Origin of the sequence: Protofrankia sp. Cas4, assembly GCF_963555915.1 — a bacterium.
GTDB lineage: Bacteria > Actinomycetota > Actinomycetes > Frankiales > Frankiaceae > Protofrankia.
On record NZ_CAUVXL010000103.1, the window covers coordinates 1 to 8,501 of the forward strand.

Consider the following 8,501-nt stretch of genomic DNA (forward strand, 5'->3'; position numbering starts at 1 on the left):
GCACCGAGCCAGCCCCACCCCCCGAGGCGATCATGGTGCCGTCCGGGGAGAACCCCACCGACAACACCCCGCCGGTGTGGCCGGTCAGGGAACGTAGCTGTCGGCCGGTCGCGGTATCCCACAGCCGCACCGAGCCAGCCCCACCCCCCGAGGCGATCATGGTACTGTCCGGGGAGAACCCCACCGACAACACCGAGCCGGTGTGGCCGGTCAGGGTGCGTAGTTCACGGCCGGTCGCGGTATCCCACAGTCGCACCGAGCCATCCCCACCCCCCGAGGCGATCATGGTGCCGTCTGGGGAGAACCCCACCGACCGCACCCCGCCGGTGTGGCCGGTCAGGGTGCGCAGTTCACGGCCGGTCGCGGTCTCCCACAGCCGCACCGAGCCATCACCACCCCCGGAAGCGATCATGGTGTCGTCCGGGGAGAACCCCACCGACCACACCGGTGAGGCCGCCGACCGCAGCATCACCTGCGCGGGATCTCGTCCTGCCACCGCCGCCGCGGCCAGCTCCGGCGCGCCCGCGGCCGGGCCGGGCCGCCCACCGAGAATCGCCGCCCGCGACCATCGGCTATCCGTCAGCACCGCGCCGGTCAGGTCCGTGTCGATGAAGCGTGCACCCGTGAGATCCGCGCCGCGGGCGACCACCCGGTCCGCCCTGACACCGCGCACCGTCGCCCCAGCCAGCCTCGCCCCGGACAGATCCGCACCAGACAGCACGGTCGCGTCCAGAAAAGCGCCGGTGAGGACCGCGTCGCGCAGGTCGGCGCCGTGCAGGTCGGCGCGGTCGAGCCGGACGTCGGTCAGGTTCGCCCGCCGCAGGTCAGCGCCGCGCAGGTCACGGCCGGAGAGGTCCTGGCCGGCGAGATCGGCGCCGGCCAGCTTCGCCCCCGTCCGCAGTCCGATGCCCAGCCGGCGCGCCACCACCACCGCGTTCGCCTTCGCCACCGCAGGTGCGTCCGCATCGTCGACGGTGTCCTGCGCCCAGCGGGCCGCCGCGTCCCGGCCGGCCAGATCGGCGAAGAAGTCGGCCATCAGTTCCGACATCTCCCGCGCCGCGAGCAGGTTACTGGCTTCGCCGGCCACCGCACTCCGTTCCGCGAGCTGGCGGGCGATCTCGGCTGCAACCAGATACTCCATCACCGACTGGTGGATGAAGGAGAACCGGCCCTCGGCGTCCCGGCGCAGCGCCGTACCCGAACCGAGCAGATGCGCGGCCTCAGCCGGAGTCAGGCCCCGTGGATCACGCATCGACCGGAGCACGTCACCGGCGATCTCTGTCAGCCTGGCCAGGTCGACAAAGGCGGCACCGTCGCGCCACAACGCCACGGCGAGCTCGGTGACGGCATCCTCTCGTTCGTTGACCGTCAGCTCCGGTGACCGCTCGCACTCGTAGACCAGCCACTGGCCGACCAACTCCCGGTACAGGTCCGCCGCGGTCACCGTGCCGCCACGCTGGCGCGCCTGGCGCAGCCGGTTCTCCTCCAGCTCGGCGATGAACGACAACAGTCGTGGGTTACGCGCCAGGTCGGGGAGGTCCCGTACCTCCTTTATCAGGTCCAGTCGGGCTGTTGCCCGTTGTTGTGCTACTACGCGGCGGGCGTCGGTGTCGGGAAACTCCACCGACAGCGTGCGGGTGAAGCGTCCGACCAGAAAGTCATGGATCTGGTCGGGGCCGAACTCCGTCAGCCGGACGATGAACCGGCCGAACGTCCGCTCGACCTTCTCCCCGGTCTTTGTCAACACCTCGTTGTCGGTGAGGAAGAACTCGGCCCGGCTCGTCACGAGGATCTTCGCCTGATTGTCGAGGGCGGCCAGCAGGGTGTCCAGGTGCGCGACCGCGCGCTCGTAGGTGACGCGGGCCGCGAGCTCGTCGAAACCATCAAAAATCAGTATCAGTCGGCCGTGAGCCAGCATGTAGCGAAAGGCGTCCAGGTCCGGCCGGCGGACCTGGGAGTCCACCAGGTGCTGGGCGATGAGCCGGTCGATCTTGAGGGACTTCTCCAGCTGCCGCAGCTCGATCAGCATCGGGTCGACGTGCGGCAGGTGGCGGGGTAACTCCAGGGCGAGCTCGTGCGTCAGGAAGGTCTTGCCGTGGCCGGAATCGCCGAGCACAAGGATGAACCGGGCCTCATCCGTGGTCAACCACTCGACGATCTGTTGGAGGGCGGGGGCGGGTGCGGTGCCAGTTCCCGTGCCCGTAGCGGCGCCGGTAGCGCGGTGGACCCGGCGGATGCGCTGCGGCACATACAGCTCGGGTGGGTAGTCCAGGTCGGTGCGCAGCCGGGCCGTTTGTCGCGTGACGTAGTCGCGCAGGTCCAGCACACCCTGGTATTCGGGCATGCTCAGCAGCCGTACACCCTGCCGCTCGGCGTGGGCGACCAGCTCGGGCGTGGCCTGCACCCTGCCGGTGTAGACGAGGTCGGTGAACAGGCCGGGGAAGGCGGCCAGGTACGGCGCCCGGACCGTCATGGCGAATTCGTCGACCGCCGCCGCGTCCAGTTCGCTGTTCACGAGTTCGCCGTCGACCAGACCGATCACCCGCTGTTCCACCACTTGGCCTTCGGCCCGCCGTACCCGCAGATGCGCGGGCCGCTCGCCGGACGCCTCGATCCGCGTGACCGTCGCGTCCGGGTGGTGTAGCCGGGCCACCTCCGCGATCTCGTCCAGCGTGTCCGGTTGCCGCCGCCGCGGCGCCCCGGACAACCCGTCAGGAAGGCCGTCGCCATCCATGCCCCGGCCATACCGCTCGCGCCGGTGTGGGCCTGGTTCGCCCTCCTTGTCATCATCCGCGCCGGGGAGCGGGGGCTGTGGTGGGAAGGCTGCGTGTACCGACCGAAAAGCGCTCGGTGTGCGCACCGACCACGAGCTGCCGGTCGGGTCGACCCGCAGATCACCCGTCCAACGTTTCTGGTCGGGCTCGTAGCGGCGGGCATAGCGGGTGAACCCATCCCGGTCGATCCGGAGCAGCTGGTACTGGTTCGGCACCTCCGACGGGCGTGCCGGCGCGTCGACCGCCGCACTGCCCGTGGATGCGACCGGCAGCCCGGAGGGCAACCAGCTGGCCCGGCCGTCGTGGGTGTGGCCGTGCAGCAGCAGGTTCAGGTGCGGTCCGAGGATGCGGTCGAGATCGTCGGCGTCGCGCAGGTTCTCGTCATCGGAGGTGGCGCCCCGGATCGGGTTGTGGTGCACGGCACCGATCCGTAGCCAGCCGTCCCGCTCGTAGCGGCCCAACGCCTCGGCGACGGTACGGAGCTGGTGCTCCCCGAGCCAGCCGTAGTGTTCCTCGTGTGTTTCGGCCATCGTCGAGTTCAACCCCACCACGACGATTTTGCGGTCGGGGATCTCGACTAGCGACCACTCGGCGCCGACCCCGAAGCCGATCGGCGCGTCGGCGCCGTAGAACCGCCGCAGCAGGGCGTCGAAAAATTTCCACTTCGGCCAGTACGGCGGTTCCGGGCGCCGTTTGTGCGCCTGTTCATGAATGAAGTGCGATTGGCAGAGCAGCCGGTTGACGTCGTGGTTGCCGGGGATGAGCACAAACCGGTTCCGGTCGAGTTCCAGGCTCGCCGCGAGCGCGACCAGGAAGTCGTACACCTGGTCGAACTCGTTCTCGTCGCCGGTTTCGGCCAGGTCGCCGGTGAGTACGACGAGGTCTGGCCGCAGGCCCTCGGCTTCGGCGCGGCCTCGCAGGTCGTCGTGCAGCCGTCCGAACAGGGATGAGTGGGCGCGGTCGGCATCGGTGAGCCCGGCTTGGCCGAACACGTGGTGCGCTCCGAACTGGGTGTCGGAGATGTGCAGCACCGTGACGGCCGGCTCCGTGGCCTTGCCCGGCCTGCCCGCGGTTCTTCTGGCCGTGACGGCCTGCCTGGGGACGACCGGTTGGTCATCCGACCCCGGGAACACGGGTCGTGCGGCCGTGCCGGGGAACGGCGGGGCGACGGTGGGCTTCGCCCGACCTTCGATGGACGCGGTGATCCCCGCCAACAGCCTGTCGGCGGCGGCCGTCTCGTCGCGGCCGACCAGATCGATGGAGGTGATCGACCGCAGCAGGCCGGTGGGCTTGCACTGCGCGACAACCACCGGCACGATCCGACGCTTGAGCCCCTCGGGGTCGTCCGGCCAGATCGCCAGCCACTCGGCGTTGCCGTACCGGGATTCGGTCAGATAGGTGGGGGAGAGGACGGGCACCACCCGGGCCGAGGCCGGCAGAGTGCGGTGCATGCTGGTCGCCCAGTTCGTGCCCGGGACGAGGTCCCACGCCTGCAGGAAAACCCGCGCGGACCGCTCGCCGGACCGCTCGCTGAACCGCATCCGGGCCTCAAGCTGCCACGCGATCCACTCTGCCCAGGCGGCGTCCACGCCGGTGTAGCTGACGAAGAAGTCGTAGCGACCGCCGTCATCGGACGCCGGTGTGTCGGTTACCCCGCCCCCGTCAACCATGGGTAAAGAATGTCACGATACGCGCCCGCCCCGGCCAGGAGGAGTGCCCATCACTGGGAGCGCGGCCGGTCGCGCTCTTGCAGGACTGCACTTCCGGTGGGGTCTGGCCTCAATCCCAAGAACGATCTTTTCTATGTCGTCTGAATTCAGGCCTCTTCAGACGACACTTGTGACCATGACGATCGCTGCGACTCCCGTGCCGATGTCCGAGGCCAAGGCGCGCCTGTCCGAGCTGTCACGCCGGGTACGCACGCAGCACGAACGGATCATGCTGACCCGCAACGGTGAGGCCGAAGCGGTCCTGCTGTCCGTCGACGATCTCGAAGGCCTCGAGATGACGGTGGAGATCCTCAGTGACTCGCGGGCCGTCGCTCGGATCACCGAAAGCCTTGCCGCGCTCGGACGCGGAGAGGAGGGGGTCGACCTCGCCACTATGCGTGCCGACCTGGCCCGGTGGGAGCTGGCGCCGCGGTGGTGGAGACGGCCGGAGCAGATCTGAGGGATGATCGGCGTCCAGGGATCAGAGGGATCAGAGAGATCAGGATGCGGGGCTGACGGATTCGATGTTGGCGACGGAGAACTCACGTTGGCCGTTGCGCAGGTGGCACCAGGCGTCGATCCACTTGCCGTAGAGCTGTTGTGGCTGGATCTTGCGAACCGTCCGGGTGCCGTTGGCGTCCCGGTAGGTGATGACGATGTCGCCGCAGTGGTCCATGGCGTCGGCCAACAGCGCCAGTTCCGCCTCGTTGAGGCGGGTGTTCAGCCGCGCCAACAGCCTGAGCGCGCCCGCGTCCGGCATCGTGTCGTCGTCGGGATGCGCGGCCAGCCGGCGGGCGAGATCAACCGGGGAGACCCGTGGTGGCCTGCGGGCGGGGCTGTTGAAGCGGGGGGAGCCCTGGTGTTCCTGGCGGCGCGGCACGATCATCGTGCCGGCGGCGTCCTCGGCGATCGGGTAGAAGCCGACCTCGCGCAGCTGGGTCAGGACCACCTCAAGCTTCAAAGGGCTTGCCAGGACGGTGGGTGCCAGCCGGCTGAGCTGCAGTTTGGCAAGCGACCGGGTGTGCAGGACCTCGGCGGTCGTCGCCTCGTCGGCGACGACGCAGCAGCGCATGCCGCGCACGCGCACATGGCCGTGCCGGCGTGCGACATCGGTGATGAGGTACTCCAACGGCTGCGGCACGGCATGAGCCGACATGGTGCGCAGCTGCGCGAGAAGGTCGTCCGCGGCCCACCCGGCGTCCAGGGCGGCACGCACGCTCGACGAGCTGAAACGCCACGTCCCGGCGGCACCGCGAGACTCCGCGACGGCGGCGTCGCGCAGCAGCTGGACGGCGCCCGCACTGGGCTGGCCAGCCACCATGGCGGTCAGATCCGACTGAATGATCACGCTGAACGTGGCTTCGGGCAGTAGCCCGCCACACCGTCGTGCCAGTTCCTCGACGGCATCGGCCGGTGCCGCCTCGTCGACCTCGTTGACGGCCAGCAGGTGTTCCCCGAGTTCGGACAGCACGTCGACGGCGACCACTCCGAGCAGTTCCGCCTCCCGCACCGCTGCGGCGATCTTGTCGTCGCGCCGGATGGGGTCATACCCGTGCAGCGGGCAGAACCAGTCGATTTCCCGGCCGGTCGCGCGAACCGAAGCACCCGGGCCAGCCGAACCGGCCGCGCCCACCATCGTCCGCCGTAGCCAGCCTGCCCCGGACATCAGTGGCAGCGGCGGCGGGACCTCCTTGTCACCTTCGATCTCCCGGCTGGACGGCGCGTGCTCGAGGGCGAACCACGCCGACGCGAGCACGGCCCATCGCCGGCCCGTCTCAGCGGTGCGCCAATCCTGGTAGTCCGATGTCGGCGCATACCCGCCGTCGGTCAGGCCCAGCAGGCCGGCGGCGTACGCGAGATCGATCCACAGCAGGAGGTCGCCCTCGGGCATGGACAGTCGTTTCGCGAGCCGCGACCGTTCCCGAGGCCCCACTCCACCCTTTTTCAGGGCCACCACAGGGGTGGCGCGGGCCTCGTCGAGAAGGGCCGTCACCCGCCCCACCGCACCTTCGGCGGCGGCCTGGGCGCCGGAACGCACCATCGTCGCGTCGACGTCCGGGTGGGGGATCATCGGCCGGCCGGTCAGGGCCAGGTCGGTATCGGCCCGCCAGGCGGCGACCGCGACTTCCCGGGGCAGCTCGGGCTGGCGGTTGCTGACCAGCACCAGACCCGCGGCGATCAGGGCTTCGGTCTGGCTGATCGAACTGGGAGACCCGTAGTCGATGCGCCACGAGTAGTCGCCGGCCAGGCCGCGCCGGAGCTCCTTGAGCCGATTCTGCGTCCTGTCCGGAAGCCCAGAGATGATCGTAATGAGCCGATCGGTTTCCGACATCAGTTCGGACAGCCGCGTACCCAGCTCAGGTTTGCCCAGGCCGTCGGCGTCGGCCCCGAGCGCCTGGACCGCGGTGCGCAGGTCCGCCACGAGGACCGAACGGGCCATCGTCTCCACCGGGCGGGCGGCGCCGATGTCCGCCGACCAGTGCGCGAGAAGCCGTTCCGGCAGCCGCAGCGCACCGGAGTCACGCCAGGCCAGGCCGCGGACGCACAGCTCGGCACCACCGTCGCCGACGGCATCCTGCGAAGCACCCAGCCAGGCCGCCAGCGCGGGCACGGTCGCCGACCCGCCCAGCGCGGCGAGGCCCTGCCCGACACGTACCGTGTCCCGGTTCAGCGTCCGCATTGCCGCGACGAGCGAATCCGTGCCATCCAGCCGGTAAACCAGCTGGATGAAACCTCGCGGAACCGGCTCGATCAGGACGTCCGGGCGCGCCTCCAGCAGTGTGATCAGCGACGCCTCGTCCAAGGTTGACAAGTAGTCGGCGAACGATTGGGAACTCACCTGCTCCATTGTGCCGGTCAGGCTACGTGCGGACGCCACCGGCATACCACCGGCCCGACCGGCAGGCCGCCGGTGTCATATCGAGTCCAGGACTGGCTGGCGCAGGACTATCTGGCGCAGGACCGGCTGGCGCAGGACTATCTGGCGCAGGACTATCTGGAGCAGGAGGTGCACCGGCGATGGCCCTACACGGCCAGGCGGGCGGCGAGCGGGCACAGGAGACGGTCGGCATCCGGCCGCAGTTCATCCGCCCGGGTGAGGAGGTCGTGGTTCCGCGGTTCCGGATGCCGCAGGAGCCGATCGCTCCGGAGACGGCATACCAGATCGTGCACGACGAGCTGATGCTCGACGGCAATGCGCGGCTGAACATGGCCACGTTCGTGACCACCTGGATGGATCCGTTCGCAGACCGGCTCATGGCCGAGTGCGCCCCCAAGAACATGATCGACAAGGATGAGTACCCGCAGACCGCCGAACTGGAGGCGCGCTGCGTGAACATGCTCGCGGACCTGTGGCACGTGCCCGACGCCGAGAACGCGGTCGGTTGCTCGACGACCGGCTCCTCCGAGGCGTGCATGCTCGCCGGCCTCGCGCTGACCCGGCGCTGGCGGACCCGGCGCCGATCGGCTGGCATGCCCGCCGATCATCCCAACATCGTCATGGGTGCCAACGTGCAGGTCTGCTGGGAGAAGTTCGCCCGCTACTGGGATGTCGAGCCGCGGCTGGTGCCACTCGCGCCGGGGCGCACCCACCTGACCGCGGAAGAGGCGGTCGCCCGGTGCGACGAGAACACCGTCGGGGTGGTGGCGATTCTCGGATCGACGTTCGACGGCAGCTACGAACCGGTGGCCGAGATCGTGGCTGCCCTCGACCGCCTCGCGGCGTCGGGTGGCCCGGATGTGCCGGTGCACGTCGACGCCGCCTCCGGCGGGTTCGTGGCACCCTTCTGCGATCCGGATCTGGTCTGGGATTTTCAGCTGGATCGGGTGGCGTCCATCAACGCCTCCGGCCACAAGTTCGGGCTGGTCTATCCGGGGGTGGGCTGGCTGCTGTGGCGCGACAAGGCGGCGCTGCCGTCCGAGCTGGTCTTTGAGGTGGACTATCTGGGCGGCAGCATGCCGACATTCGCGCTGAACTTCTCCCGGCCGGGTGCCCAGGTGGTCGCGCAGTACTACACAC

General features: G+C 69.6%; 4 protein-coding genes. 2 read left to right on the plus strand and 2 right to left on the minus strand.

The genetic code is table 11. The features are described 5' to 3' along the window. A partial coding sequence (locus U9979_RS09630; protein ID WP_322779093.1) for a TIR domain-containing protein occupies positions 1 to 4,444 on the minus strand: 4,444 nt, incomplete at its 3' end. Positions 4,445 to 4,619: 175 nt separating this feature from the next. Between U9979_RS09630 and U9979_RS09635 the strand changes: the two genes are divergently transcribed. Then, positions 4,620 to 4,943: a type II toxin-antitoxin system Phd/YefM family antitoxin gene (locus U9979_RS09635; RefSeq protein WP_322749394.1), complete on the plus strand. Its 324-nt coding sequence runs from the start codon at positions 4,620 to 4,622 to the stop codon at positions 4,941 to 4,943. A gap of 39 nt (positions 4,944 to 4,982) precedes the next feature. Here the strand turns inward: U9979_RS09635 and U9979_RS09640 are convergent, their stop codons facing one another. Further along, positions 4,983 to 7,367 carry a helicase-associated domain-containing protein gene (locus U9979_RS09640; RefSeq protein ID WP_416219824.1) on the minus strand — a complete coding sequence of 795 codons (2,385 nt, stop codon included), beginning with the start codon at positions 7,365 to 7,367 and terminating at the stop codon, positions 4,983 to 4,985. Between the two features lie 134 nt (positions 7,368 to 7,501). Here U9979_RS09640 and U9979_RS09645 point away from each other — a divergent pair. After that, positions 7,502 to 8,501, plus strand: a 1,000-nt coding sequence (locus U9979_RS09645; protein ID WP_322779095.1) for a glutamate decarboxylase, incomplete at its 3' end; no start/stop codon positions are given.

Coding starts and splice junctions, on each gene's coding strand:
- U9979_RS09640 (WP_416219824.1), bottom strand. CDS start 7,367: ATGCCGGTGGCGTCCGCACGTAGCCTGACCGGCACAATGGAGCAGGTG.
- U9979_RS09635 (WP_322749394.1), top strand. CDS start 4,620: ATGACGATCGCTGCGACTCCCGTGCCGATGTCCGAGGCCAAGGCGCGC.